Here is a 26,588-nt window from a genome sequence, read left to right as displayed (position 1 = left end):
GGCGGGCGTGCCGCCACCCGCACTCGCGCTCGGTGCGGGGTTCGGGCTCTGCAGCGGCGGAAGGTCCGTGTAGTAACGCGAGTTGCCGGTCGCGATTCCGTAGTCCGTGCCGTTCGCGTTCTGCCGGGTGTGGATGGCGGTCATCTGTCTGCCGTGGCTGTCGGCGCTTACTCCCGCGGCCTGGGAGGCGGACAGAGCCGCGACCGCGGCCGCGGCCACAGCGGTGGTTGCCGCGCTCTTGCGCAGCCTCCTGCCGAATTGCGCCGCCATCGAGTGAACCCCTCCCACCGGCGACCGCAATGACCTGCCGTCTCTCAAGAACCCTGTGCGCTTTTGCTGCTTCCCGTCGTGCCCCCGGCACGGCGACCCAGGCGACCCTACGACAGCGCCTTTGGCATCGATCGTCCGGGCCTGGTCGACGTGTTCGCGACCGGAGCGCCGTGGTGCGCCGGGATCGCGGCTTCTGCCCGTCGGGCGAGTCGAGCCGGGCCAGCCACTGCGTGGCTGGCCGAAAGTACTCGTTGCTGCGGCGGCGCGAGTCCAGACCGTGCTGCGCGCCTCTCGAAACCGAAGTCACCGCCACCATCCAGTCGCGTCAGTCACTACAACCGTCCTGACCAGCGGTTACCTCGTAAGTAATCAAATTTTGAACAGTAGTCAGCTTGTAGCCATGTCGTGATCATCGAAGATGTCCGGTGCCTCCGCCTTTAGATGATCTTCGCGGTATATCGACAAAGCTAACTTTTCCGGCTGACAACTTCTCCGCTACAGGAAGGCCAGAGAGCCGGAATGAATCGATATCAGCCACCCTCGCCATGGGCGAGACGGCAGCGTTGGAGCGGCAGACGCCTCCGCTACATAGCCGGAAGCGTGGTGCTCGCGCTGTGCACCACGATGGTGGACGGCGCCGCGGTAGCACTTCCCGCGGCTGCGCCGGAAGCGGCCGCTCTCGGACCTGCTCAGGCCGCCGATGAGGCCTCGGCGATGCTCATGGCGCGCCTGCAAGATCGCAAGATCGAGGTTCTGTCGGCGCGCACTGAGCATGGCACCACCTGGGCCCTGCCTTCGGGCGCGTTGCAGACGTCCGTATACGCGGGCCCCATCCGCACCCGCAAGGACGGTGTCTGGCAGGACATCGACACCTCGCTGCGGGACACCGGTCCGTCGCTGGAACCCAAGGCGGCCACTGCGGAGGTCAAGCTGTCCGACGGCGGTGATGACCAGCTTGCTTCCGTGACCAAGGGCTCCACGTCCTTCGGTCTTGGATGGGAGGACACTCTTCCGGCTCCGCGGGTCAAGGGGGCAACCGCCTCCTACGGGCTGGGCCACGGTCAAACACTCGAAGTCACCGCCCTCGAGCAGGGTTTCTCGCAGAACGTCATCCTTGCGCAGGCGCCCGGTGAAGCGGTCTCGTACCGCATTCCGCTCAACCTGAAGGGCTTGAAGCTGTCCCAGGCGAAGTCGGGGCACCTACTGCTCAAGGACGATGCCGGCAAGCTGGTCGCAGAGGCCCCGGCCCCGATGATGTGGGACTCGTCGAAGGACCCGCGCTCGGGTGAGTCAAAGAATGCTGCCCCGGTGGACACCAAGGTCGAGACCGGGTCCGATGGGTCGCAGACCCTGGTGCTGACGCCGGACGCGGACTTCCTCGCTCAGGCGGACCTGCAGTACCCGGTGACGGTCGACCCCACCTCCACCCTCGCGGTCACCACTGACACATGGGTGCAGACACCCGACTACCCGGACTCCCAGGTGTCCTCGCCCGAGCTGAAGTCGGGCACCTACGACACGGGCACGAACAAAGCCCGGTCGTACCTGAAATTCGACGTGGCGGCGTTCCAGGGCAAGCACATCCTGGACACCAACCTCGCGCTGTACTCGTACTACTCCTCGACGTGTTCGACAGCGGGAGCAGGGACCGAGGTCCGGCGCATCACCGGTGACTGGACTTCGTCCGCCATCACCTGGGCTGCGCAGCCCGCGACGACGGCCACCGGTGCCGTCGTCAACAAGGCGGCTCTGGGGTACAGCTCTTCCTGCGCGGCCGGCACCATGAACTTCGATGTCGACGCCATCGTGCAGGCGTGGGCGAGTGGTTCAGCCAACTACGGACTGCGGATCGCCGGAGCCGACGAGACGGACGCGACCACTTGGCGCAGATTCCGGTCGGCCAACTACATCAGTGGTGACGACTCCGTGGAGCCGCACCTGACGGTGACGTACAACTCCTACCCGGCGGCGACAACCGCAGCGGCAGTCTCGCCGAGCGTTGCCAACGCCTACAACGGCAAGCGCTATGTCACGTCACTGACGCCGATGCTGTCGGCAAAGGTCAGCGACGCCGACGGCGGCACGGTCAAGGCCCAGTTCGAAGTGACGCCCGACCCGGCGTACAACGACACCACGTACACCTACACGGCCACCACGGCCGCCGTGGCATCAGGTGGAACAGCCAAGCTGACCATCCCCTCGGCCAACGCCTTCCCTGCCGGATCGCATCTGCGCTTCCGGGTCCGTGGCTTCGACGACTCGGACTACGGTTCGTGGAGCGGATACACCACATTCGTCCTCAACACCGCCAAGCCGACGGCGCCGACGATCGTGTGTGACCCGTACGCCAAGGACACCTGGACCGCCAAGGCGAGCAGCGGCGCGCAGTGCACGCTGGACACCTCGGCCACGGACGGGCAGGGGTTCTACTGGGGGCTGGATGACCCCAACGCGCCCAACCGTATCGACGACACCACCGACGGCAGCGGCGGCGACCCGCTGACGGTGACCGTGAAGCCGGGTGAGGGCTGGCACAGCCTGTACGCCAAGACCATCGACTCCGGCGGCAATCTTTCCACGACGACGACCGAGTACCGGTTCGGCGTGGGCGCTGATGGGGCGGCGATGATCTCCCCGCGTGACGGGGACCGTCCCGCCCGCCGGGTCGCGCTGACCTCGACGGGCCGGAGCAGCTACACCGGAGTGACCTACCAGTACCGACGCGGTGAGACCGACAGCTGGAAAAACGTTCCGCTGGCCGATGTAACGCGCAACGCCGACGGCTCCGCGGTCGCTTCCTGGCCGCTTGCTTCACCGAGTGGGGCACCCGCCGCGCTGACGTGGACTGTCACCACGTCCATCGCGCAGGACGGTCCGATCGACGTGCGAGCGGCGTTCACCGACGGCACCACCTCGGGCTACAGCCAGCCGGTCACCGTCACCGTCGACCGTGAGGCCGGCGACGCTCCGACGCAGGAAGTCGGACCCGGTGAGGTGAACATGCTGACCGGCGACTTCGCCTTCACGGAGAGCGACGCGTCGGGCTTCGGCGTGAGCGCGACGCGCAGCACATCCTCCCGCCGCGCGACGGCCGACCAGGACATGGAGGGCCAGGCGGCCATCTACGGCCCGGACTGGATCTCGGGCATCACGGCAGACACCAGCGGCTCCGCCTGGACCAGCATCCGCCAGACATCCGCGACCTCCGTGGAGTTGGTCGATGCGCAGGGCGGGGGTATCGGTTTCACGGCCACCAGCGCGAGCGGGTGGAAGCCTGAGCCGGGCTCGGAGTCTTTGACCCTGACCGGTTCGCTGACGGGGTCCTTCACTTTGAAGGAGAGCGCCGGGACCACCACCACGTTCGCGAAGGTGGACCCCGCCGCCACGACCTGGCAGTCGGCCACGTCCTACCGGCCGACGTCCAACTCGACGACGACGGTCGTCTCGGAGAAGGTCGTTGCCGGCACACAGACCCTGGCTCGCCCGAAGTACGTGATCGCGCCCACGTCGGCGGTGTCCGCCGACACCTGCGCGGCCACGCCGACCACGAAGGGCTGCCGGATACTGGAGTTCGTCTACGCCGGCACGACGACGGCGACTGCTTCGACCTTCGGTGACTACACAGGCCAGGTGAAGGAGATCCGCCTGCGTTCCACCACCCCTGGTGCGTCGTCCGCGACGTCCAAGACGGTGGAAACGTACGCCTACGACACCACGGGCCACCTGCGCCAGGCGTGGAACCCGCTGATCACACCGGCCCTGAAGACCGAGTACGAGTACGACTCGGCCGGCCGGGTCACCAAGCTGACGCCTGCGGGCGAACTGCCGTGGAGCTTCTCCTACGGCAAGGCCGGCAACGCGGCGACCGCCGGCGACGGCATGCTGCTGAAGACCTCACGCCCGGGTCTGCACCAGGGCAGCGCCGATGTCACCGAAGGCAGCGCCGACACACAGGTCGTGTACGACGTTCCCCTCACCGGGAGCAGCGCCCCGTACGGCATGGGCCCCACCGAGGTGCAGGCCTGGGGACAGACGGACGTTCCTACGGACGCCACCGCGATCTTCCCCGCCGACACCACGCCTGCATCGAACGACGGCCGCACCTTGACCGCCGGTTCCTACAAGCGGGCCACCATCACCTACATCGATGCCTCCGGGCGGGGGGTCAACACCGCCGATCCCGGCGGGTACATCACCACCAATGAGTACAACGCTCTCGGCGGCGAGGTCCGTGAGCTGACGGCCGGCAACCGTCGTCTCGCGCTGGCGACGGCCGGGAACGACCTGGACCGCCTCGTGCGGCTGGGGCTCGGGGACGTCTCGACGGCCGAGCGGGCGCAGCAACTGTCCACTTCGTACGTGTACAGCAGTGACGGCCGCCTTCAGCTGGAGGAGCTCGAACCGCTGCATCTGACCACGCTCACCAAGGCGCTGCCGGCCGGAGCCGGCGGTACCGACGTGCCCGCCGGGACCGAGGTCGCCGCGAGAGCACACACCGTCACCGACTACGACGGCGGTCGCCCCACCGACGGCACGGCGAAGGTCAGCGACCTGCCGACCCAAGTCACCGTGGGAGCCCGCGTGGACGGATACCCCGCCGACGGCGACGTCCGTATCACCAAGACCACCTACGACTGGGCCAGAGGCCTGACCACCTCCACGGTGGAGGACGCCGGCGGTCTGAACCTCACCAAGTCCACCACTTACGACGCACAGGGCCGTGTCAGCAAGACCAGTCTGCCGAAGTCGAACGGCGCAGACGCCGGAACGACGGTGACGACCTACTGGTCGGCCACCGGTACCGGAACGTGCCAGGGGCGCCCCGAGTGGGCTGACCTGCCCTGCTCGACCACTCCGGCCGCAGCTATCACCGGCGGCGGATCCAACCCCGGCGCTCGTCCCGCCAGGACTGTCGAATACGACTGGTGGGGCAGCCCGGAGAAGGTCACCGAAAGCGCCAACGGCGTCACCCGTACCACCACCTTGAGCATGGACGGCGCAGGACGTCTCACCGCTGCCGCGGTGACCGGCGGCCTGGGAACAGCGGCACCCAGCAGCACCACCACCTACGACGCGGCCAGCGGGCGCGTGGCGACGGCCGTCAGCAATGGCAAGACCATCACCACCGCCTACGACAAACTGGGCCGCATCATCTCGTACAACGACGGTGCCGGGAACACCCGCACGGCCGAGTACGACCTGATGGGCCGCCCGCTGAAGGTAAGCGACTCGGCCCCCTCCACCCTGACGTTCACCTACGACACGGCCAAGGAGGCCCGCGGCCTTCCCACGTCCCTGACCGACTCGGTGGCAGGAACCTTCGCTGCTTCCTACGGCCCGGACGGGGAGCTCACCAGCGAAAACCTGCCGGGCGGGTACACGCTCAACCTCGGCTTCAACGAGATCGGCGAGGACACCTCGCGCGTCTACTCCCGTGACTCCGACGGAGCGGTCGCACTGGCCGACAGCGTCGACTACTCCGTACACGGGCAGATCGTCCACCACAACGGCACGGCAGGAGACAGCACCGAGCAGAACTACACCTACGACAAGGCCGGAAGGCTCACCCGCACCGACGACACCGCGGCGGACGAGACCTGCACCCGGCGCGCGTACACACTCGACGACAACAGCAACCGCACCGGCCTGGCCACCAGCGTCGCCGCCGCGGGAGCCGGTTGCAGCGACACCGGCGCCACCACGGCGGCCAACGCCTACGACAGCGCCGACCGGCTCATCGCCACCGGCGTCGCCTACGACGCCTTCGGCCGGACCACCACCCAGGCCAACGGCGCCACCCTCGAGTACTACACGAACGACCTGATCCGCCGGCAGACCGCCGGAACCCAGCGTCAGACGTGGGACCTCGACGCGGCCGGACGTCTGGCCTCCTGGACAACGGAGACCCAGGACACCGGAGGCCTGTGGACCCAGACGGCGCAGAAGACGAACCACTACGGTTCGACATCCGACAGCCCCGACTGGGTGGCCGAGGACGCTGCCGGAACCATCTCTCGCAACGTCCACGGACTGACCGGCAAACTGGAAGCGACCACCGCAGCCACCGGAGGCACCGTCCTCCAGCTGACCGGCATCCACGGCGACATCGGCGTGACCCTTCCGCTCGACACCACCAAGGCGCCGACCGTGCTGCGGCAGGACGAGTACGGCAACGCCCTCGCAGGCAGCACCACCACGCGCTACGGCTGGCTGGGTGGTGAACTGCGCTCCAGCGAGACGCCCACCGGGGCCATCCTGATGGGCGTACGTATGTACGACCCCACGCAGGGACGCTTCCTGTCGATGGACCCCGTCCCCGGAGGCAGCGACAACGCCTACGACTACGTCGGCGCCGACCCACTGAATCAGGTCGACCTCGACGGCAAGTGGCACAACTGGCGTACCAAGCACTACTTCTGGGGCAAGGTGATCGGCCACTCCTGGAGCTACTGGGACTCCTGGGGCTGGGACGCCGGACTGCACACCGGCTCCAGCGTCCGCATCTACTTCAACTGGTGGGCAACCCAGAAGATGGCCAACGAAGGCCCCTACATCCTGACCATGTATGGCTTCATCGCCGGAGCCATTGCATGCATCAACGTAGTTGCAGGAGCCATCGCTGCCATCTACGGCGCATACGCGGCACTTATCGTGTGGTGGGCCTACCGGGCGAAGGAACGCGGCAAGTGCCTCAAGCTGTTCATCACATGGAGGATCAGGGGCTCCTACCCCGTGTCGTGGGTGTCCTACTCCTACGTCAGCCGCTGATCGGCTGAGCAGCACACCAGCGGAAATCCTGTCCGGCGGCCACCTGCGGCCGCCGGACAGGACCCGGCCCCGCACCCCGTTACGGGGCGCGGGGCCGGGCTCCTCCCACATCCCCGCACGATCACGGCCTCCAGGAGCCCTCCATGAAGCGAGCACCGTCCTTCGGCGCTGCCTCCGTCGTCCTCTTCCTCTTCGGATCTCTTCTCGCGGTCCTCTACCTGACCGAGCTGCTGACCGACGGAGACCGCGCGAGCGGATTCATCGAAGGCGCGGGTGCGCTGTTCGCCGCAGCGTGGCTCACCGGTCTCCTCCACCTGCGCGTTGCAGCAAACAAGCGTCCCTGACCACTCCCGCAGCGGACCCAATACGTCATCGACCAGGAATGAACATGCGCCGCATCGCCGTACCCCTCCTCGCCTGCGCTCTGACCCTTGTGGGCTGCAGCGGCGGCAAGGACCAGCCAGCCCCGAGCGAGAGCCACCGCCCGCTGCCGGCCCCAACCGTCTCCATATCCCGCGCACCCGTACCGCAGGTCGTCGCCAGCGACACCAAGCTGCCACGCGTCACGGGCCCCTTCGGGCACAGAGCGACAATCACGGTTCCCAAAGCCCGACCGAGCGGGAAGTTCGTCGTAAAGCCCGTCCTCAAGGGAGCCGGCCCTCGTGTGGGCAATCACGACATCGCCGTCGTCAACTACACGGCGCGCACCTGGAAGAAGAACAAGCCTCTGCCCTCCACGTACGACAAGAAGGGGAGGAAGGCGGCGGCCACGGTGTTCACGGTCGGCACAGACTCGGCTCTTCCCGCCCTCGACCGTGCCGTCAACGGACAACCGGTCGGCAGCCGCATCCTGGTGATCGCTCCGCCGAACGCCGCATACGGCAAGTCCGGCAACCCCGGGATCGGAGTGTCACCGACCGACACGGTCGTCTTCGTAGTGGACATTGTCGATGCCGTCAACGACACCGCCACCGTCAAGGGGACGCAGCATGCCGCCCCCGGAGACCTGCCCAGCTCTCAGGTCCGCTCGGGGACCGTGTCGATCAACGTGCCTGACGCCGACCCGCCGAGAAGGCTCACCTCGCGACGTCTCATCAACGGTTCAGGACCCGTCGTCCGCGCAGGACAGACCACCGTGCTGCGACGTGCCGGCGCGGTCTGGGCCACCAACCGGGGCAAGGACGGGGCCGAGCTGTTCGACGCCTCCTGGAACGACGGACCTGCGCCGGTCGTCATCGGCCGGGGCAACCTCATCAAGGGACTCGACCAGGCTGTCGTGGGTGCGAAGGTCGGCAGCAGGCTTTTGATAGTCGTGCCGCCCGGTTCCGGCTACGGCGGCCAAGAGCAAAAGGGCATCCCGGCTCACTCAACGTTGATCTTCGTCGTGGATGTCCTTGCCGCCATCTGACGAGCAGGCAAACAGACAGACACGGATCCTTCCGCCCCAGGCCCACGCTTGGCCCACCCACGACAGGCCGCCCCAGGAGTAGCGAGGGGCGGCCTGTCGTGTGCCCCGACCAACGGGGCGAGTGAGAGCCGCAGTGAGATGAAGCCGGCGAGGCGAAGACGCTGTGTCCTGTCGGCCCTCACGATCTCCGGCACACGGTTGCATGGTGCTCGTACGACCAGCTGTTTTCGGGCGGACGCCGGAAGCGCGCCGGCGCACGCGGACCGGTGTGTCCGCCATCTGCATCCACCGCGCGGCCCGGTGATCTGGCCGGAGGCGGTGGCCGCGACGGCGGACGTACGGGCCGACCCCGACGTGCAGGTCGACGCCCGGCCGGGAACGATCCGCACCCGCAGCACCCCCAACCGGGACTGGGAGCAGGCCGAGGAAGACCTTCGCCCCCGCAAGTACGAGTCAGCACCCGGGTCCTGTGGTGCGGGCCGGGACATGTGCCCGCCCCGGCAGAACTCGGTGAGTCTGCCGGGGCGGGTCGGCCAGTGCGTTCCCGCGCGGTGATCGGGTTGTGAGATCCGGCCGATCACCGTCGGCTCTCCAGCCCTGAACTCATCGAGGGCGGCGCGGGAGCGTGATGGCCGCAAGGAGCGGCGGGTCAGCGGGTGAAGGTGACCCGCTGCTCCTTGAAGGCGGCACAGTTGGAGCCGGTCACCTGGGTGTACACGTTGTTGATCTGGCCGCCCCAGTCGACGCAGTGGCCCTTGCCGTACACGTAGGCCGGCCCCGCGTACGAGGTGTACCGCCCGTAGTCCTGGGCGCCCTGGTCGGTGTCGGGGACGTAGATCCACGTGGACATGTCCACGGCGGTGCCCGGGTTCTGACGGATGGTCGCGACGCAGTTCTTGCCGTTCGACGCGTTGTACGTCAGGTAGATGGTGCCCAGAGAGCCGACGGGAGCGGAGTTCACGGTCTTGTAGGCGCTTCCGCAGACCTTCTGCGGTGTGGTGTTGGGTGCGGCCGAGGCGGGCACCGCCAGAGCGGTGGTGGCCCCCACCGCCAGGGCGGCGAAAGCGGCCGCCGTCAGAACGGAACGGTTGAATCGCATATTTCCCCCTTGTGATCTTTGGAGATATTTACTCCTGCCTTATGTGACCCGCGGGGCATCGGAACGGTTGTGCATCGGCCGCAAAAGATGTGCGGCCCGCACGACAGCCGTACAGGGGTGTCCGATCGCTGTTGCGCGCAGGCCCGAAGCAGCGGCCCGCATGCCGGGGGAGCCCGGGGGAGTCCTCGGCATCTGGGATCCCGCGTCCTGACCGCCACCCGAACTCCCCGTCGGCCACCCGAACTCCCCGTCGGCCACCCGAACTCCCCGCCGGATGCCCGAACTCCCGGACCACAGTGCAGCAACATCTGCTGCTCCTGCGTGCACGTGGGGTACATGCGGAAACGTGACATGCCGTCACGGTAATAGCGCAATAACGCCATAACAGCGGAATGTTCAAATTCACGCTTCGCATCCCAAGGAACTCCACGCCCGGCTCACCGCTCAAGCGGCCGCCGACCGGCGGCCCCTCAACGCCGAGATCCCGCACCTGCTCGAGATCACCCTCCACCCCGTCAGGGCGACGACGAATCGCCCTGCCGGCGATTCCTCTACCCCTGCCCTGCTCCGCAGGGGCTCGCATTCACTCCCGGCCCGAAGGCCGGGGCACCCAGCGAGGAAACGAGGTGGGGCGCGGACGAGATACTCCGGTACGCAGACGGTACGGAGATCTGGCCGCCCGAGTATTACCCGGTCCAGACCCTCACCGTGCACCACACCGACGACGGGAGCAGCGATCCCGACCCGGCCGCGGTGGTCCGAGCGATCTACCGCAACGACACGGTCGGCAAGGGCTACGGCGACATCGGCTACCACTTCCTGATCGACCGGAACGGCCTGGTGTACGAAGGACGCTGGTCCGGCACCGACGGCACGGCCGCACACGACTCAGCGGGCCGGCTCGTGACCGGCGCGCACGTCCAGGGCTACAACACGGGCAACATCGGAATCGCCCTGCTGGGAACGCTGACGACCACACCCCCGTCGTCCGTCGCCCGCACCGCGCTCGTGCAGCTCCTGGCCGACCTGGCTGCACGGCACGCGCTCGCCCCCACGGGCAAGGTGCTCTACCTCAACCCGGTCAGCGGGGTCAGCCGTGCCGCGTCGGTCATCGGCGGCCACCGCAACTGGGCGGACACCGACTGCCCCGGCACGGTCTTCACCGACCTGCCCGCCATACGCCGGGAGGCCGCCGCAATCGTCCTATGATGACCGGCCCGGCCCGCACGGCGCCAACTGAGCTGTACACGGTCCGAGTTGACCCGTTCCGGCCCTTGCCTTCACGGGGGCGGCGCGGCATTGTCAGCCGCATCGGGGAAAAACACGCGTGGGGGGACCGTGCTGCGTATCCACTTCACCACGGAGGATCTCGCACGAACCCGCCTTGCCGCGCTGCTCCGCCTGCGGGTTCATCACCCCCGGCAGCCGCGAAAGCCAGGCCCGATTCGTCTGTAAGGCAGACGGCTGCGGATACGAGGCGAACGCGGACACCAACGCCGCCCGCAGCATCGAACACACCGCAGGACATGCGGTGTCAGGACGTGGAGACCTCGGGGTTACCCGGTCTTAGAAGCGTCAACCACCCACCCGGCCGCACTGCGACACGGATGGGATTCTGCCCCCTTCAGGGGGCGGAGGATGTCAAGGGCCGTGGTGGTACCAGCGCCGGTGCACCGCAGGCTCGACGCACAGCACGGCGGCACCTGCGATCGTGCCGACCAGAAGGGCGGCCCCACCGCCGCCGTTGAGGACCGCACCGAGGCACGCGGCGGCAATGACGAGCGGACGCAGCAGAGTCAGCGGGCCGAGGCCGATGACCATCGCGAGGGTACTGGCGCGGAACGGCAGGGCGAAGTAGGCGGCGAGCAAAAGCAGTACGGCGCTCGCGTAGACGATGAGCGGGAACAGGTAGCCGAGGCCGCCGGCGGTCAAAGCGCTGTAGGTCCGTGCCTGGTCTCGCGGGGTCAGCAGCAGGAGAGCGGCGGTCAGCATGGGAGCGAGCAGCAGGACGGCCCCGACGGCCAGGCCCCGCAGGGCGGCCCGGGCGTTGGCCCGCCGCTTGCGGATGCGGGCGTCGCTGCCCGCGTAGGCGCGGAAACCGCTGAACGCCGCGTCGGCCAGGCCGAGAAGCACAAGCGGTATGGCGGGCGTCATCGGCCGGCCTCGACGAGGTGCTCCGGGCCGACCATATGGCGGGCGTCCCGCCCGAGGGCTCGGCGAAGGGGCGCCTCCAGGTGCGGGCGCACTCCGATGATCGGGCGCAACGTGGTGCAGAACGGGTTCGCCGTTCCCCGCGGCTCGTACAGCAGTGCCCGGATGCCGGGTACCGCAGCGGCACGCAGGAGTGTCTCGTCACTGTGGGCGCGCCGTGCGGAGACGACGCCGTCGTGGCGGCCGAGCGGGTTGCGCATCCGGGCGCGATGGAAGATCCAGGCACCCAGGGGCGCGAGAGGGGTTGCGGCGATGTCGAAGTGGCAGAACGCATGGGCCGGTGAAGCGGCCTGGGCCTGGAAGAAATCGGCCAGAGCGGAACCCCGGAAATGGTGCAGTACGCCGGTGGAGACGTAAACGGTCGCGGCCTCCGGCAGGTCGAAGGCGTTTCCGTGGACAAAACGACAGGTGAGCCCCTCGGCGCGGGCAAGCCGGTCCGCTTCGCCGACCAGCGTGGCGTCGAGGTCGACCCCGACCAGCTCGACATCCGCGCCGAGAGCGTCGGTAGCCGCCAGCCAGCGCACCAGGTAGCCCAGCCCGCAACCGACATCGACGAGGCGGTACGCCCCGGTCTGCCGGGCGGCCGCCCGAATCGCGGTGAAAAGGGGGCCGAGCACGTGGACCAGCCGTTCGCCGATCCGCAGTTCCTCGCTCAGGCGCTGGAGCTCGGTATGCACGCTGATGAGCAGGCGGTCCACGGCGTGAGGGTCGAGTACGCCGTCCTGGTCCGCGGCCAGCCCGGCAACGATCCGGGCCGCGCGCTCGTCTCCGCTCTCGCGGAGCTGCTGGATGACCTCGGTGCGCCGGACCGGGAGCCGGCGGCCGGTGTGTGGATCCACCGCCGTGATCAGGTCGGATATCTCAAGCTGGTGCACGAGGCAGAACTCTATGACTTCGTCGGCCAGAGGCGAGAGTACCCACCGCTCAAGGCCGAGACCGCTCTCTTCTACGGGAAACGGTGCCCGCCGACTTCTGAGAGCACCCCTCTCCAAGTCACCGTCCGCCTCCGGGGCAGGCGCCGTGCCGGTGTAGGAGAAGTACGTGGCCGAAAGCAGTTCGTACGTACTTCGCCCGCTCTGTTGGAGCGTGTCCGGGCATCCCGCGGCGGTGGTGGATCCGGTGCCAAGGCCGGCAGGTATCAGCTGGTCCCGGGGCCGCTGCCGCGTGGTCGGGAGGGCGTCTGCATACTGCTCGTCTTGACTTCCTCCCCCTCCTGAAGGAGGGGGATTCCTACGGCCCGTGCCGTGGGGTTTCCTGCTTCGTCGCCGACTGCCCGCCCGGAGTGCTCCGTTGAGGTCTTGCACCAGCTCCACAGGCTGTCACCGCCAGTCCGGCGGCCGGCAGGTTCTTCGCCGCGTTCACGTCCCGGTCGTGGCTCGCACCGCAGCCGCATGTCCAGGTGCGGACATGCAACGGCATCCGCTCCCGGAGGGCGCCGCAGGCGGAGCGCAGCTTGGAGGAGGGGAACCACCGGTCGACGGCGATCACCTCACGTCCGTACCACTGGGCTTTGTACTCCAGCAGGCTCCGGACGTCCGCCCACGCCGCGTCCGGGACGGCGCGGGCCGGGCTCCGGTTCCTGACCAGGTTGCGTACGGCCAGGTCCTCGATCACGAGCGACGCCACCTGCAGATGCCGCAGCGACTGCTGCAACGGAACCGACGACACCTCGTTCGTTCCGCACGCATCCGAACGTGCGCGACAGCTCGGCTGCCTGCGCGTCGGTCGGACAGAAGCGGTACTTGAACGCCCGCTTCACGTGAGTGGCCACGGCTCGCAAACCAGCGTCAGCGTTGGTGAAGGATCAAACCTGCCGGTCGGGGTACTGGATCCGTCCTGACGGCGCATCCCAGCCTGCTGCCCTGCTCCGCAGGAGTCCGTTTCTCCCCTCGCAAGCGGGAGGTACCCCTACCCCGGCCGAAGGCCCGGGTATCCACGAAGGAAGTCCGATGAAGGTCTCGCCCGGCACCCGCATGCACGTGTTGCTCACCATGATGATGGTGGTGTGCGTGGTGGCCGGCGGGGCCTGCTTCGGCTTCGCTTTCGGCGGCTGGACGGGAGCTGCGGTGGGAGCGGGCACGACGGCCGTGGGCATCGGGCTCGGGGGCTTCTTCCACAGCCAGATCGCGCTGGATCCCCTCCCGGGCGTCCAGACCGACGGGATCTCGGAGGGCCTCGCGGACGTGGTTGTCATGGGTGTCGCGCTGTACGAGGCCGCGGTCTTCCCGGTCACCCCCGGTGGGGTGAGCGAGCGGGAACAGAAGGTCCGCCGGACCGTGGCGTATCGGCTCGCCGCCTACGACGGCCTTCCCCGCGCTGTTCGGATCTCGGCAGCCGCCGCGCTGGAGGTCATCGACGAGGGCCTGGACAAACAGCGCGCCCGGACCGCGGTCAAAGAACTGTCGCTCGCGGTCTACGACAGCCGCGGCGGTCATTGACCTGTCACCACCGTCCGCCGGGAGAAACTCCGTTCGGCGCTCTCAGCAGGCGGACGAACGCTCTCAGAACCCACCTGCGCAGCCGGACCCGCTTCCGCGCCGCGCCGGAACCGTCCGCCCCCTGTGGTCGTCTTGTGCGCTGACTGTGCACGAAGCAGGGATACGGGGGACATCGTGATGCGGAACGTAACGAAGGCCGGGCTCCTGATGGCAGCCATGGCGACGGTGCTCGGGGCCTCGGCCTGCAGCGGGGAAGCCCGCGCGGCACCCGCGGGGACCGGCGGGACGCTCCCCGCGCACGGGAAGGGGGAGTCCGTGGCGCCCGTCGGACACGGGGCGTCGTCCGGCTCGGCGCCGACGTCTCCCGGCACCGTGGGGGACTCCTCCGTGATCGCGCAGGCCGCGGCCGCGCCCGTCACCCGGCACGTGCCGTGGAACCTGGACATCCTGGACCAGCGGTCGCGGCCGCTGAACGGGAAGTTCACCACCACCGCCACGGGCAAGGGCGTGCACGTCTATGTGATCGACACCGGGATGGACATCGCGCACCAGGAGTTCGGCGGACGCGCCCACCTCGGCGCGGACTTTGTGGGCCCGAAGGACTCCGGTGACTGCTTCAGCGAGGCGGGCGTCGGCCACGGCACGTTCGTCGCGGGCATCATCGGCGGGGCGAGGTACGGGGTGGCGCCCAAGGCGGAGCTCGTACGGGTCCAGGGCGTCCTGTGCGAGAGCGCGGGCGGCGGTTCCCCGGCGGCGGCCGAGGCGGCCGTGGTGAAGTCGGTCAAGTGGGTCACCGCGCACGCGCAGAAGCCTGCGGTGGTGAACATGTCGCTCAACTTCGGCCACCGCTCGGCGGCCGTGGAGTCCGCCGTGAAGAAGATGGTCGACGCGGGCATCCTGACGGTGGTGTCGGCCGGCAACTTCCATGACGACGCCTGCAAGCACTCCCCGGCCGGCGTCCCCGGCACGATCGTGGTGGCGGCCTCCACCTCGAACGACCGCGCGTGGAGCGACGGCGGCTCCTACGGATCGGGCTACGGGCGGTGCGTGGACCTGTACGCCCCCGGCCAGAAGGTGACCGCCGCCCTCGCCGGCGGCGGTACGACCACGGAGAACGACGGCGCGACGTCCTGGGCCGCGCCCCATGCGACCGGCGTGATCGCGCTGTACCTGTCGGCACACCCCCACGCCACGGCCGGCCAGGTCCACGTCTGGCTCGACCACACGGCCACCCGTGGTGTCCTGCGCGGTATCCGCTCCGACACTCCCAACCGGCTGCTCAACACCGGCGGCCTCTGACCAGCCCCCGGCCCCCGGCCGCCCGCTCACCCAAGCACCGCGCCTCACCACAACGGCGGGGCGCACGCCGCGCCGCCACCGCGCCCACACCATCGTCTTCCCCGTGCCACACGCGGCGTGCGCCCACCCGCCCTTGGGTGAAGTGGGTGAGCCGGGCGACGGCCTCGGGGGCTGACGGCGCAGAAGCCGCGGCCTGCCCAAGTGCGGAGCGCGGAACGCCGACCTCCGAGGCCGGCAGCCAGGCCCACTCATTCCCGCCCGGCGCCGGACAACGGCCCGAATCCAGGTGCGAGGCGGGCCGCCGCGATCGCCTGCTGACAGCGGCATCACCGCAGCGTGATCTCCTCGCCGATCGACTGCTCGCGGGCGGATTTGATGACCAAGGCTGTGGCCGCGGCGTCCTGCGCTGCCACGCCGACCGATTTGTAGAGGGTGATCTGGTCCGGCGCGGTGCGCCCCGGTTTGCTGCCGGCGATGAGTTCGCCCAGCTCGGCGTGTACGTGGTCGGCTGTGATGAGGCCGTCGCGGATCGGCATGAGCAGGTCGTTGCTGCCCGCGGGGAGCGGGGCAAGCACGGCCTGGCGCGATTCGACGCACACCAGCGCCTCCGCGACCGTGGCGTCGTCGATCTCCCGGCCGGCCGGGTTGAACCCCACGGACGTGATGTGCACCCCGGGGGTCAGCCAGGGGCGGCGGATCACGGGTTCGACGGCGTGCGTCGTCGCGGCGGCGATGTCCGCGCCGTCGAGCGCCTCGGCATAACTGGACACGGCCTGGACTTCGGCCTCCAGCCCGGCGGAGAGTTCTTCGGCCAGGGCGGCGGCTTTCGCCGGATCCCGGCCGGCCACGCGGATCAGCCGGATCGGGCGGACCCGGCAGATCGCGCGGGCGTGGGACCGGGCCTGGACGCCGGTGCCCAGCACGGCCAGCACCGTCGCGTCCTGGCGGGCCAGCAGTCGTGCCGACAGCGCGGAGCAGGCGCCGGTCCGCGCCGCGGTGATGGCCGTACCGTCCAGCAGGGCGGCGGGCTCGCCGGTGTCCGGATCGAACGCCACGATCAGCGCCTGATGTGTGGGCAGCCGTGCCCCGTCGTTGCGCGGGAAGAGTGACACCAGCTTGGCCATCAGCACCCCGGCCGACGGCAGGAAGCCCGGCATGGCCGCCAGGAATCCATCGCGTTCGGGCACCAGGGCCGCGACGCGGTCGGGTACCGAGGCGCGGCCCGCACTGAGGTCTGCCATCGCCGATGCCAGGGCATCGATCAGCGCGTCCACGTCGAGCAGGGCCTCGACCTGGGAGCGGCCCAGAACAAGCATGCGCCTCAGCCTCCTGATGCCGGTCATCCAGCCGACGACCGCGCAGCCAAAGCGTCAACCGGAGCTCCCGTCGCCCCGGCTGGACACGCAGTCCTTCCTGAGCACATTCATCCGTACGCGCCTGGGAACGCCCTGAGGCGCAGGAGGACAAGAACGCGGCACCCGCGCCGTACCGGGGGCTGGCCCGGTACGAGCCGGCCGACGCGCAGATGTTCTTCGGCCGTGACCGGCTCACCGCCGACCTGCTGCGGCTGGCCCGGGACCGCCGGGTGTGCGCCGTGATCGGCCCCTCCGGCAGCGGTGCAACCGCCCTGGTGGGGCGGTTGCACCGCTGCCAGCGGACCGTATACCGGCCGGGCCGCGGCGCGAGGCCGTCGCCTCGGTCGCGTACCGGTCCGCCGAACAGTGCTGTGCCCGGGCGCCTGTTGCTGCGGAGAGGGAGGTCAGCTGGTGAAGGTGAACCAGTTGATGTTGGTGAAGTCCGAACTGCTGCCCGAGAAGACCAGGTAGACGTCGTGGACTCCGGTGGCGGAGGCGACGGTGTTCGCGGGAACGGTCTGCCAGTTCTGCCAGCCGCCGTTGTTGCCGAAATCGATCTCGGCGATCTTCGTGCCGCTGGTGCTGTCGAGCCGCACCTGGACGGCACCGCTGACACCGGCGGCCGCGCCCGACGCCAGCCGGGCCTTGAACTGGCCGGGGGAGGTTGAACCGAAGTCGACGGAGGAGAACTTCAGCCAGTCGCCGTTCGCGATATAGCCCACGTCGCTGCCGCCTCCGGTATCGGAGCAGCTCTCGGTGGTGGTCCCGCTCTGTGCCGAGTAGGACTCGGTCTGGATGGTGCTGTAGGCGCTGACGGTGCCCGAGCCGCCCCCCGATCCTCCGCCGGAGCCGCTGCCGGCGCCCAGGGTGATGCTCCACGAGGTGGGCGCCCCGTCCTGGATGTGCCCGTCGACGGGGGCCGAGCCGGTGGGGCCGACGTCGTCATAGGGGAAGGCGTAGCCGATGCTGGCGTACTTGTGGACCAGCCGCGCGTAGTGGTTGGTGATCGAGTCCGTGTAGTACTGCGAGGGCGTCACGCCGTCGGGGTTGTTGTTCCCGCCCGGGACCAGCAGCGAGCTGCGGTTGAGCGCGGCGGCGAGCCGGGCGGCGATCGCCCCGCGGGCGTCCCCGCCGGAGTTGTAGAGGGGACCGGACGCGCAGCCGAAGATGTCGACGGCGCTCGGCTTGGTGAACGGCACGCCGTTGGTGTTGAGACCGGAGAAGACGATGGCGTTGCCGGAGACGGTGCCGGTGTAGGAACCGATGCTGCCCTGGCCGTTGATGGTCAGCGGGGTGGAGGCGTAGTGGCTCCAGACCCGGTTCAGGTAGTCGTTCCAGTAGCCGCCGAAGTCCACCGGCGAGTGCGCGGGCGCCATGACGCGCAGCACCCCACCGGAGGAGTCGGTGACCACCAGCCTGTCCCAGGGCGCTCCGTCGGAGGCGTGCTGTGTCTGCAGGCCGGAGGCGATGGAGGCGAGGGCGCCGGCGGGCAGCGGACTGACCGACTGGGTGCCTGCGCTGCCGGTGCTGGCCATCGAGACCGGCAGCGCGACCATGTCCACGTAGGAGATGTTCGCGTACAGGTTGGCGCTGTTGAAGGTGAACTCGCAGAACGTCCAGTTGGTGGCCCAGTTGGGGTCGGAGCTCACCAGGGCGGGCTGCACCACGCCGGGCGGGGAGCCCGGGTTGACGAAGAACTGGAGCTTCTGCCCGACCGAGAACCAGACACGGCCGCCGATGATGTAGTCGGTCAGCGTGACGGTCTTGGCGGCCGAACCGGAGGCGCCCAGCGCGATGGAGTAGTCGGCGATGGGGGTCACCGGGGACGACGGGCTGGGCAGCCGGTTCAGGGCGCCGTTCGCCGAGACGAAGACCGGCCAGCCGCTGCTGTCGGTGCCGGATATGTAGGCGTAGACGGTGTCGTGGCCGGAGTTGTTCGCCAGTTTCACGGGGAGCGAGACTCCCGCTGCCGCAGCGGTGGAAGTCAACGGCGAGACGGGTGAGAACGGGCTGAGTGCAGCCGTACCGGTGAGGACACCGGCCGCGGCCAGGAAGGAACGTCGGGAAACCACAGGGGCCCTCCCGGGAGGGGTGATGGCCCGTCAGCAACGTGACGGTCGGGGGGAGTTGGTTCGTGTGGGGTTCTGCGCGGAGGTGACGTTATTGGACTGGACCAATACAGTCAAGGTTGCGGAACCATTACCTCCACGTAACGGCGCCCGCACCTCGCCAGGAACTCCGCGACTGAAGTCCACACGGTCCGGGGACGGCCATGCGGTGTCCCAAGAGCCGGCGCAGGTGTGACCGGCGCACCCTGGCGACTACCGGCTGCCAGGGCGGCTGTCCGGGTCCGGGCCAAGGATGCGCAAGCGCCAGACTTTCGGCGGCGCGGGGTTGCACCGCCAGGGAGGGCGACGAGCCCAAAAAGACACGGCCCACCGCCTGCCGCGCAAAGAGTGCGCGTGGCAGGCGGTGGGCCGTGCCGAGAAACGGGACCCGGACGGCGATGCGGCCGTGTCCGAAGCGGGAACAGGCCGCCCGCGGTCCGGGCCCTAGCGGGCGAGGGCCGCTTCGCTCGGCGCCTGGGAGCGGGGGTCGGAGGCGAGGGCGCGAAGGATCTCCTCGACGCTCTGCTTGGCGTCGCCGAAGAGCATGCCGCTGTTCTCGCGGAAGAACAGCGGGTTCTGCACACCCGCGTAGCCGGAGGCCATGGAGCGCTTGAAGACGACGACCTGATCCGCCTCCCACACCCGCAGCACCGGCATCCCCGCGATCGGGCTGGCGGGGTCCTCCTCCGCGGCCGGGTTGACGGTGTCGTTGGCGCCGATGACCAGGACGACGGAAGTGCCGGCGAGGTCGTCGTTGATCTCGTCCATCTCCAGGACGATGTCGTACGGCACCTTGGCCTCGGCCAGCAGCACGTTCATGTGCCCGGGCAGACGGCCGGCCACGGGGTGGACGCCGAAGCGGACCTCCACGCCGCGCTCCCGCAGCTGACGCGTGAGCTCGGCGACCGGGTGCTGCGCCTGGGCCACGGCCATGCCGTAGCCGGGGGTGATGACGACGGACCGGGCCTGGGTCAGAAGCTCGGCCACCTCCCGCGCGTGGATCTCGCGGTGCTCGCCCACTTCCTCGTCCCCGCCGGTGGGAGCCTCGATGCCGAAGCCGCCCGCGATGACCGAGAGGAAGGACCGGTTCATCGCCCTGCACATGATGTACGACAGGTAGGCGCCCGAGGACCCGACCAGCGCGCCCGTGACGATCAGCAGGTTGTTGTCGAGCAGGAATCCCGCCGCGGCCGCGGCCCAGCCGGAGTAGCTGTTGAGCATGGAGACGACGACGGGCATGTCGCCGCCGCCGATCGAGGCCACGAGATGCCAGCCCAGGACGAGCGCGAGCACGGTCACGGCGATCATCAGACCGAGGCCGGGGCTGATCGTGAACCAGACCGTCAGCGCCACGAACGCGACCAGCGCCGCGACGTTGAGCGCGTTCTTGCCCGGCAGCACCAGCGGACGGGACTTGGCGCGCCCCGACAGCTTGAGGAAGGCGACGATCGAGCCGGTGAAGGTGACCGCGCCGATGAAGATGCCGATGAACACCTCGGCGTGGTGGATCCCCAGCAGATCGGCCGTGACGTGCCTCTGCGCGGTGCCGTGCGCCTCGACCTCCAGGTAGCTGTTCCACCCGACCAGCACCGCGGCGAGACCGACGAAGCTGTGCAGCACGGCGATGAGCTCGGGCATCTCGGTCATCTCGACCTGTCGCGCCCGCCAGATGCCGATCGCGGCGCCGAGCACCATCGCGACGACGATCAGTGCGACCGCGCCCGCGGTGATGCTCTGTGCCGCGAGGACGACGGTGGCGACCAGGGCGAGGGCCATGCCGGCGATGCCGTACGCGACACCGGCACGGGAGGTGCGGTGCTGGGACAGCCCCGCCAGGCTGAGGATGAACAGCAGGGCGGCGACCAGGTCCGCAGCGTGGGAGGCTGTAGTTGACGTCATTGCGGCTCAGCCCTTCGAGAACATGGACAGCATGCGGCGGGTGACGGCGAAGCCGCCGAAGATGTTCACGCTGGTCAGCAGGATCGCCACGAACGAGAGCGTGGTGACGACCGCGCTCTCGTGCCCGATCTGCAGCAGCGCTCCGATCACCACGATCCCGGAGATCGCGTTGGTGACCGACATCAGCGGCGTGTGCAACGCGTGGTGCACCTTGCCGATCACGTAGTAGCCGATCACCACCGCCAGCGTGAAGACCGTGAAGTTCGCCGCGAGTTGTGCCGGCGCGAAGGCGACCAGGGCGAACATCGCCAGCATGCCGGCGCCGAACAGGGTGAACCGGGCCGCCGGGGTGAGCCGCGACTCCTTCGGCTGGGCGGCCGCTGCCACGGGGGCGGGCTGCGCGGCGGCCGAGGCCGAGACGGCCACCGGCGGCGGAGGCCAGGTGATCTCGCCCTCGCGCACCACGGTCACCGCCCGCTGGACCACGTCGTCGAAGTCGATGACCAGCCGACCGTCCTTGCCGGGCGTCAGCAGCTTGAGCAGGTTCACCAGGTTGGTGCCGAACAGCTGCGAGGCCTGGGTGGGCAGCCGGGACGCGAGATCGGTGTACCCGATGATGGTGACGTCGTTGTCGGTGACCACGATGCGGCCCGCAACGGTCCCCGCCACGTTGCCGCCCTGGGCCGCGGCCATGTCGACGATGACGCTGCCGGGCTTCATCGCCGCCACATCCTCCGCGGTGAGCAGACGCGGGGCCGGGCGGCCCGGGATCAGCGCGGTCGTGATGACGATGTCCACGTCCTTCGCCTGCCCGTGGTACAGCTCGGCCGCGGCACGGTCGTAGTCGGCCGAGGTCGCCTTGGCGTAGCCGTCGGTGCTTTCCTCCTGCGCGACGTCGACCGCGAGGTACTCGCCGCCCAACGACCGCACCTGGTCGGCCACTTCCGGTCGCGGATCGGTCGCCCGGACGATTGCCCCCAGACTGGAGGCGGCGCCGATGGCAGCCAGCCCGGCCACACCGACGCCGGCCACCAGCACCTTCGCCGGCGGGACCTTGCCTGCGGCCGTCACCTGGCCGGTGAAGAACCGCCCGAACACGTGCGCCGCCTCGATCACGGCCCGGTAGCCGGCGATGTTGGCCATGGAACTGAGCACGTCCATCGACTGCGCCCGTGAGATCCGCGGTACCGCGTCCAGAGCCAGTACGGTAATGGGCCGGCTCGCGAGCTCCGTAAGGAGCTCTGACCGCTGGGCCGGGCTGATCAGCCCGATCAGCGTCGCGCCGTCGGGCACGCGCGCGATCTCGCCCGGCGAAGGGGAGTTGACCTTGAGTACGACGTCCGCCTGCCAGGCGTCGCCTATCCGCGCCCCCGCCTCACCGTAGGTGTCGTCCGCGAAACCCGACGCCGTACCGGCGTCCGACTCGACGACGACGTCGTAGCCCAGCCCCACCAACTGGCGCACCGTGGCAGGCGTCGCCGCGACACGGGTCTCCCCGGGAGTGGACTCGGCCACCACCCCGATGCACTGGGGCGGATGGTGAGCCGATTCTTGTGCGGGCATGGCAATGTCTCCCTGAAACGCGCAGATGTGGCGGCACGAAAGTGTGATCAGGGGGAGTCCGCACCCCTTGAACGCAGGAACTTACATGGTGGAGCAGGCTGTTCGGCACAGCGCACAACCGTGACGTGTTTCACGCGAGGCCCGCGCCGACGACGTCGTCAGGCCGCCGTGATCCGGCGTTCTGGAAACGCTCCCCACCGATTCGGTGTCCCGTGAACGGGTATGGGAGGGCCCCCGGCCACCCCGCGAGGAGACGAAGTGGCCGTACCAAGCGGCCATTCCACAGACCGGCAACGTCAAGTCGCACCAGGGCCCGGCGGCCCGCATCCGCCTCCTCTTCGACGCGCGGCAGCATTCGCGGCACGAGCACCTGGCCGACGACGAACGCGGCCGGGCAGAGTTCGCGGAACAGCAGCGCATCGACCAGCCGCTCGCCGCTGCGGCTCCGGACACGGTCTACGACACCGACGCCGTCGTCCAGGAGAGCTCACAGCCGCATCCGCCGCGGCATCCCCATCCGCAGCCGTCCGGGAAGCCGAGCCGCGCGAAGCCTCCCGGATCACGGCCCGCGCCGATGAGCTCCAGGCACTGCGCGAACTCGGCGCACTGGAGCAGACCGAGCCCCGCGAGGGCGACGCAGCCGTACGGGACGAACTCACCCGCCGCGCCGGGTCGTACCTCGATGCCGCGCTCCTTGAATCCTCCCCCCAGCTAAAGCAGGGGGATTCCTGGCTCACGCTGCCTGCGGGGCAGCGGCCCAACAGGTCTTCCGCGATCAACACCAGCCGGGTTGAAACCAGCCCGGTTTGATACAGCAAGGCTTGGAGGTGCATGTGCTGTCTTGGCTCTCGATCAGCACGGCGTGCAGCCTACCCAATCAGGTGGACGGTGTTCCGCCCTTGGGGCGACATCCCGTTTCCTGCCCTGCTCCGCAGGAGTCCGATTCCTCCCCGGCTTGAAGGCCAAGGCATCCTCGGAGGACCCCGGTGAAGGCCTCGCGAACAAAGATGCGCAACCGGACAGCCTCCTCCTCGGACAGGAACGCGAACTCCCCGTCGCGGGGTGTGTCCACCCCTTCACGACGTTCTCCGCGGCCACTGACCATCTGCCCACCAGCCGAACTCCGGTGGCGATCGCTCAAGAATCGTTGTCACAGGACACCCGGAAATACGTGTCTCCTGTCATCCAAGGGCTGTCCCGTCATCCCAGGAGACTGATGGCCACGCCGTGTCCGGGTCGGTGCCGATGGCGGCGGCCGAGCGAAGCGAACGACCGAGGTCTCCGGTGAGGATGCGGGGGTGTCGCCGCCACCACCACAGGTCGGGGCCGGGCAGCCTGTGGAACTGGTCGAGTGCTTGGCCGTCGTCATCGACGGTCGCGGCCATCGGTGGCGGGGAGTCCTCATCCGTGTTCAGCGTCAACGATCCGCGATGACGGTTGGCGGTGGAGGAAGCGGGTGCATCGAGCGCTGCCCGCCATGACAAGCTGTGCTTTCCACTGCTCAGGCCCAGGAGGTCACCATGACTGCAGAGTCTCCATCGCCCGAAGAGCCGGTTGACGGCGAGAGCAGTCCCCTCTCGCCCGACGATGACGGCCAGGACGACTTGAAGCGCAAGTTTCGAGAGGCCCTGGCGCGCAAGCGTGGTATGCAGGCGGACGCCGCCGACCTCGCTGCGAACACCAACAAGTCGAAGATCCACGGCGCGCACGGCCCGGCCGCGAGTCAGCGGTCGTTCCGCCGAAAGAGCGGTGGCTGAGTCGCATAACGGCCTCAAGACGGGACTTGGCAGCGTCAGGCGATGTCTGGCGCTGGCCAGTTGGGCCTCGACCCGCGACGACATCGAGCGGTCCGCCCTGGACAACGGCTCCGAACCGGCCAGCTCGGCCGAGACACCCGGCTGAACGACGAGCCGCGCGAGTCGGTCTGCGGCAACGTTTGCGGCATAGCGGCACCATCCGCCACCGGTGCATCGAGGGCAAGGACGGCCGAGCCGTCAACACCGGCTCGGCCGACTACGGTCTGCGGGAACCGGTCCGCGTACTGGACCTCACATCCTGACGCGAACCGGGCTTCGACGGCCTCGTCGGACGGCCTTGAGGACCGCACCGGACACCCGCCAGGACGGATGAGCCGGGCCCGCACCACCCGCCCTGGCGGGTGTGGGCGGCTCGCGCGTACGGTCGGCGCTGCGCTTCCTGCCCACGGCGCGGTTCGGCCCGCCCGGTTGCCCGGCATGCCGCTGGTGGCCGTCGTGCGCTTTCTCTCCGCCGGGGACGACCCGAAGGGCGTCCCCCGGATAGGCGCCCGGACGAGGGCGCCGGGCATTCCACCGATCGGCATGGCCATCCATGGCGGAGTGGTACGCAAGGACGGCTGAGCGGCAGCGGCCCTGCTCGCTGCGAGCGCCCATTGCACCAGGGGCGTGACGCACGCCACGGGAACTTCGGGCAGGGCACGGAGAGTACCGAGTGTGAGCCATACAGAACCAGCGGAATCCATGCGTGCGCGCATACGAGCGGGGGACCGGGCGGCGTTCGCCGAGCTCTACGACCAGTACGCGCGGGCGGTCTACAACCATGCCCTGCGGCTGACCGGCAACTGGTCACAGGCCGAGGAGGTCATGTCCGAGACCTTCCTCGCCGCCTGGCGCGGCCGGGAGCGGCTCGAGCCGGACAGCGGATCCCTGGCGCCCTGGCTGCTCGGCATCGCCACGCACAAGGCACACAACGCCAACCGGAGTCTGCGCCGGCGGCTCGCCTTCCTCGCGCGCAGCCCGCAGCCGCGTCCCGTGGAGGACTTCGCGGAGGAGGCGGCAGGGCGGATCGACGACGCCCGCCGGCTCGCGCTGGTCCACGAGGCGCTGGGCCGGTTGCGCCGCCAGGAGCGCGAGGTGTTCGCCCTGTGCGTGTCGGCCGGGCTCGACTACCGGCAGGCCGCGCAGACGCTCGGCATCCCCGTCGGCACCGTGCGGTCGAGGCTGTCGCGCGCCCGGGCCCGGCTCGCCCGGCTCAGTTCCGGGCAGGGGAGCGGAAGGACGGAACCCCCCGGTTCCCGCGGAGAGATGGAGAGTGAGGCCGCGTTCGCGGCCCTGTTCCTGCAGGAGGAGACCCGATGAACGCCGACGGTCGACGGACCGAGGACGCGCTGGAGCTGCTGTCCGTCCCGGCCGAATGGGACCTCCGGCCGGGACGGCACCTCCACTACAAGGAAGTCCTGATGCAGCAGATCGACCAAGACCTCGGCCACGCTCCCGCTCCCGCCGCCGCGGCCCCGCGCCGCCGGCTGACGCGCCCGGCCGTACTGTTGCCCCTCGCCTCGATGGCGTTGGCCGGAGCACTGGCCGTCACCCTCACCGGCACCGGTACCAGTGGTGGCACCGGTGGTGGCCACGGCTCCGCGCCGGCGGACCGGGCCGCCACCGGCAGCGCACGCGCCCAGAGCGCCTCGCTCACCCTCCACCGGATCGCCGTCGCCGCCATGGCCAGTGACGCCACGCCGGTCAGGGACGACCAGTTCGTGTACGTCAGGAGCCTGACCGTGTCGAACAAGGGAACGTTCGAGGGGCCCGTGAAGCTCGGTGCCCCGCACACGGTGGAGACGTGGACCTCGCAGGACCCCAGGCCCCTCAAGACCCTCGGCTGGATGCGCGAGTCCGGCAAGGACGCCGTGATGCCCGGTGAGACGATCCCCATCGAGTCCACCGACGCGGTCCCGGCGGGGATCGACCACCCCACGTACGAGTGGCTGTCCTCGCTGCCGACCGACCCCGACGCCCTGCTCGCCCAGCTGCGCCGCGAAGTGCGCGTGTCTGACGGCGAGTCCAGGGAGCAGGCCGTCTTCTCCCTGATCGGCGACCTGCTGAGCCAGACGCTCATGCCGCCGCAGAACACCGCCGCGCTGTACAGGGCGGCCGCGAGGATACCGGGCGTCAAGGAGATCCCGGACGCCGTCGACGTGGCTGGCCGGCACGGGATCGCCATCACACGCGAGGACGCCTCCTCCGCCACACGTGACGAATGGATCTTCGACAAGCGCAGTCTCGCGTTCCTCGGCGCGCGCGGTTTCATCACCCGTGACAAGCAGAAGGGCATCACGTCCGACACGCTGATGGGCAGCACAGCCGTGCTGCACCGCGCCGTCGTCGACCACCACGGTGAGGAATCCGCGGG

At 69.3% G+C, this 26,588-nt stretch carries 20 protein-coding genes and 4 pseudogenes; 14 read left to right on the top strand and 10 right to left on the bottom strand.

The genetic code is table 11. From position 1 onward, the window contains the following. Nucleotides 1-270 (bottom strand): annotated as a pseudogene (locus tag N4G66_RS42055) (lytic transglycosylase); the annotation flags it as partial. 600 nt (nt 271-870) lie between these two features. Here N4G66_RS42055 and N4G66_RS42050 point away from each other — a divergent pair. The 4 genes from N4G66_RS42050 (at nt 871) to N4G66_RS42035 (ending at nt 9,001) form a co-directional block, all read left to right on the top strand. Continuing rightward, complete coding sequence (locus N4G66_RS42050; protein ID WP_261709598.1) at nt 871-7,038, top strand: DNRLRE domain-containing protein; 6,168 nt, start codon at nt 871-873, stop codon at nt 7,036-7,038. Nucleotides 7,039-7,181: 143 nt separating this feature from the next. Further along, a complete protein-coding gene (locus N4G66_RS42045; protein ID WP_261709597.1) occupies nt 7,182-7,382 on the top strand; it encodes a hypothetical protein in 201 nt (66 codons plus the stop codon). Between the two features lie 320 nt (nt 7,383-7,702). After that, nucleotides 7,703-8,446 carry an FKBP-type peptidyl-prolyl cis-trans isomerase gene (locus N4G66_RS42040; protein WP_261709596.1) on the top strand — a complete coding sequence of 248 codons (744 nt, stop codon included), beginning with the start codon at nt 7,703-7,705 and terminating at the stop codon, nt 8,444-8,446. A gap of 300 nt (nt 8,447-8,746) precedes the next feature. Further along, a complete protein-coding gene (locus N4G66_RS42035; RefSeq protein WP_261709595.1) occupies nt 8,747-9,001 on the top strand; it encodes a hypothetical protein in 255 nt (84 codons plus the stop codon). A 94-nt stretch (nt 9,002-9,095) separates the two neighbouring features. Here the strand turns inward: N4G66_RS42035 and N4G66_RS42030 are convergent, their stop codons facing one another. Then, entirely contained in the window at nt 9,096-9,545 is a 450-nt protein-coding gene (locus N4G66_RS42030) for a spore-associated protein (RefSeq protein WP_261709594.1), read from the bottom strand. 381 nt (nt 9,546-9,926) lie between these two features. On the opposite strand from N4G66_RS42030, the gene N4G66_RS42025 reads away from it, so the two are divergent. After that, nucleotides 9,927-10,754: a peptidoglycan recognition protein family protein gene (locus tag N4G66_RS42025; RefSeq protein WP_315903755.1), complete on the top strand. Its 828-nt coding sequence runs from the start codon at nt 9,927-9,929 to the stop codon at nt 10,752-10,754. A 118-nt stretch (nt 10,755-10,872) separates the two neighbouring features. Next, complete coding sequence (locus N4G66_RS42020) at nt 10,873-11,115, top strand: zinc ribbon domain-containing protein (RefSeq protein WP_391858973.1); 243 nt, start codon at nt 10,873-10,875, stop codon at nt 11,113-11,115. Between the two features lie 71 nt (nt 11,116-11,186). On the opposite strand, the gene N4G66_RS42015 is transcribed toward N4G66_RS42020, so the two are convergent. The 4 genes and pseudogenes from N4G66_RS42015 to N4G66_RS42000 all read right to left on the bottom strand — a co-directional run. Next, nucleotides 11,187-11,699: a hypothetical protein gene (locus N4G66_RS42015; protein WP_261709593.1), complete on the bottom strand. Its 513-nt coding sequence runs from the start codon at nt 11,697-11,699 to the stop codon at nt 11,187-11,189. Continuing rightward, a complete protein-coding gene (locus tag N4G66_RS42010) occupies nt 11,696-12,631 on the bottom strand; it encodes a class I SAM-dependent methyltransferase (RefSeq protein ID WP_261709592.1) in 936 nt (311 codons plus the stop codon). The genes N4G66_RS42015 and N4G66_RS42010 overlap by 4 nt, the downstream gene beginning before the upstream one ends. 355 nt (nt 12,632-12,986) lie before the next feature. Next, a pseudogene (locus N4G66_RS42005) lies at nt 12,987-13,376 on the bottom strand (RNA-guided endonuclease InsQ/TnpB family protein); the annotation flags it as partial. A 94-nt stretch (nt 13,377-13,470) separates the two neighbouring features. Then, nucleotides 13,471-13,515: pseudogene (locus N4G66_RS42000) on the bottom strand (helix-turn-helix domain-containing protein); the annotation flags it as partial. Between the two features lie 190 nt (nt 13,516-13,705). Here N4G66_RS42000 and N4G66_RS41995 point away from each other — a divergent pair. Together N4G66_RS41995 and N4G66_RS41990 are read left to right on the top strand one after the other, a co-directional pair. Next, the gene (locus N4G66_RS41995; protein WP_261709591.1) at nt 13,706-14,194 is read left to right on the top strand and encodes a hypothetical protein; all 489 of its coding nucleotides are present in this window, start codon (nt 13,706-13,708) and stop codon (nt 14,192-14,194) included. A gap of 177 nt (nt 14,195-14,371) precedes the next feature. Further along, nucleotides 14,372-15,493: a S8 family peptidase gene (locus N4G66_RS41990; RefSeq protein ID WP_261709590.1), complete on the top strand. Its 1,122-nt coding sequence runs from the start codon at nt 14,372-14,374 to the stop codon at nt 15,491-15,493. A gap of 326 nt (nt 15,494-15,819) precedes the next feature. Here the strand turns inward: N4G66_RS41990 and N4G66_RS41985 are convergent, their stop codons facing one another. After that, entirely contained in the window at nt 15,820-16,809 is a 990-nt protein-coding gene (locus N4G66_RS41985) for an ornithine cyclodeaminase family protein (RefSeq protein WP_261709589.1), read from the bottom strand. A gap of 179 nt (nt 16,810-16,988) precedes the next feature. Between N4G66_RS41985 and N4G66_RS46145 the strand changes: the two are divergent. Next, a pseudogene (locus N4G66_RS46145) lies at nt 16,989-17,114 on the top strand (nSTAND1 domain-containing NTPase); the annotation flags it as partial. Nucleotides 17,115-17,252: 138 nt separating this feature from the next. Here the strand turns inward: N4G66_RS46145 and N4G66_RS41980 are convergent. The 3 genes from N4G66_RS41980 to N4G66_RS41970 all read right to left on the bottom strand — a co-directional run bounded on the left by N4G66_RS41980 (nt 17,253) and on the right by N4G66_RS41970 (nt 22,418). After that, entirely contained in the window at nt 17,253-18,920 is a 1,668-nt protein-coding gene (locus N4G66_RS41980; RefSeq protein ID WP_261709588.1) for a beta-1,3-glucanase family protein, read from the bottom strand. Between the two features lie 480 nt (nt 18,921-19,400). Further along, nucleotides 19,401-20,855: a Re/Si-specific NAD(P)(+) transhydrogenase subunit beta gene (gene pntB / locus N4G66_RS41975; RefSeq protein ID WP_261709587.1), complete on the bottom strand. Its 1,455-nt coding sequence runs from the start codon at nt 20,853-20,855 to the stop codon at nt 19,401-19,403. A gap of 6 nt (nt 20,856-20,861) precedes the next feature. Further along, entirely contained in the window at nt 20,862-22,418 is a 1,557-nt protein-coding gene (locus N4G66_RS41970) for a Re/Si-specific NAD(P)(+) transhydrogenase subunit alpha (RefSeq protein ID WP_261709586.1), read from the bottom strand. A 205-nt stretch (nt 22,419-22,623) separates the two neighbouring features. On the opposite strand from N4G66_RS41970, the gene N4G66_RS41965 reads away from it, so the two are divergent. From N4G66_RS41965 to N4G66_RS41945, 5 genes are all read left to right on the top strand, one after another. Further along, a complete protein-coding gene (locus N4G66_RS41965) occupies nt 22,624-23,133 on the top strand; it encodes a hypothetical protein (RefSeq protein ID WP_261709585.1) in 510 nt (169 codons plus the stop codon). Between the two features lie 805 nt (nt 23,134-23,938). Further along, on the top strand, nt 23,939-24,175 hold the full coding sequence (locus N4G66_RS41960; protein WP_261709584.1) for a DUF5302 domain-containing protein: 237 nt from the start codon (nt 23,939-23,941) through the stop codon (nt 24,173-24,175). Then, entirely contained in the window at nt 24,168-24,320 is a 153-nt protein-coding gene (locus N4G66_RS41955) for a hypothetical protein (protein ID WP_261709583.1), read from the top strand. Before N4G66_RS41960 ends, N4G66_RS41955 begins: the two co-directional genes overlap by 8 nt. 596 nt (nt 24,321-24,916) lie before the next feature. Then, the gene (locus N4G66_RS41950; protein WP_261709582.1) at nt 24,917-25,534 is read left to right on the top strand and encodes an RNA polymerase sigma factor; all 618 of its coding nucleotides are present in this window, start codon (nt 24,917-24,919) and stop codon (nt 25,532-25,534) included. Further along, the coding region (locus N4G66_RS41945; protein ID WP_261709581.1) for a CU044_5270 family protein at nt 25,531-26,588 on the top strand (1,058 nt) is incomplete at its 3' end. The genes N4G66_RS41950 and N4G66_RS41945, both read left to right, overlap by 4 nt.

The organism is Streptomyces rhizosphaerihabitans (assembly GCF_025399795.1).
GTDB lineage: Bacteria > Actinomycetota > Actinomycetes > Streptomycetales > Streptomycetaceae > Streptomyces > Streptomyces rhizosphaerihabitans.
The sequence above is the reverse complement of the archived record's forward strand: the minus strand, read 5'-3'. Positions and strand labels throughout refer to the sequence as shown.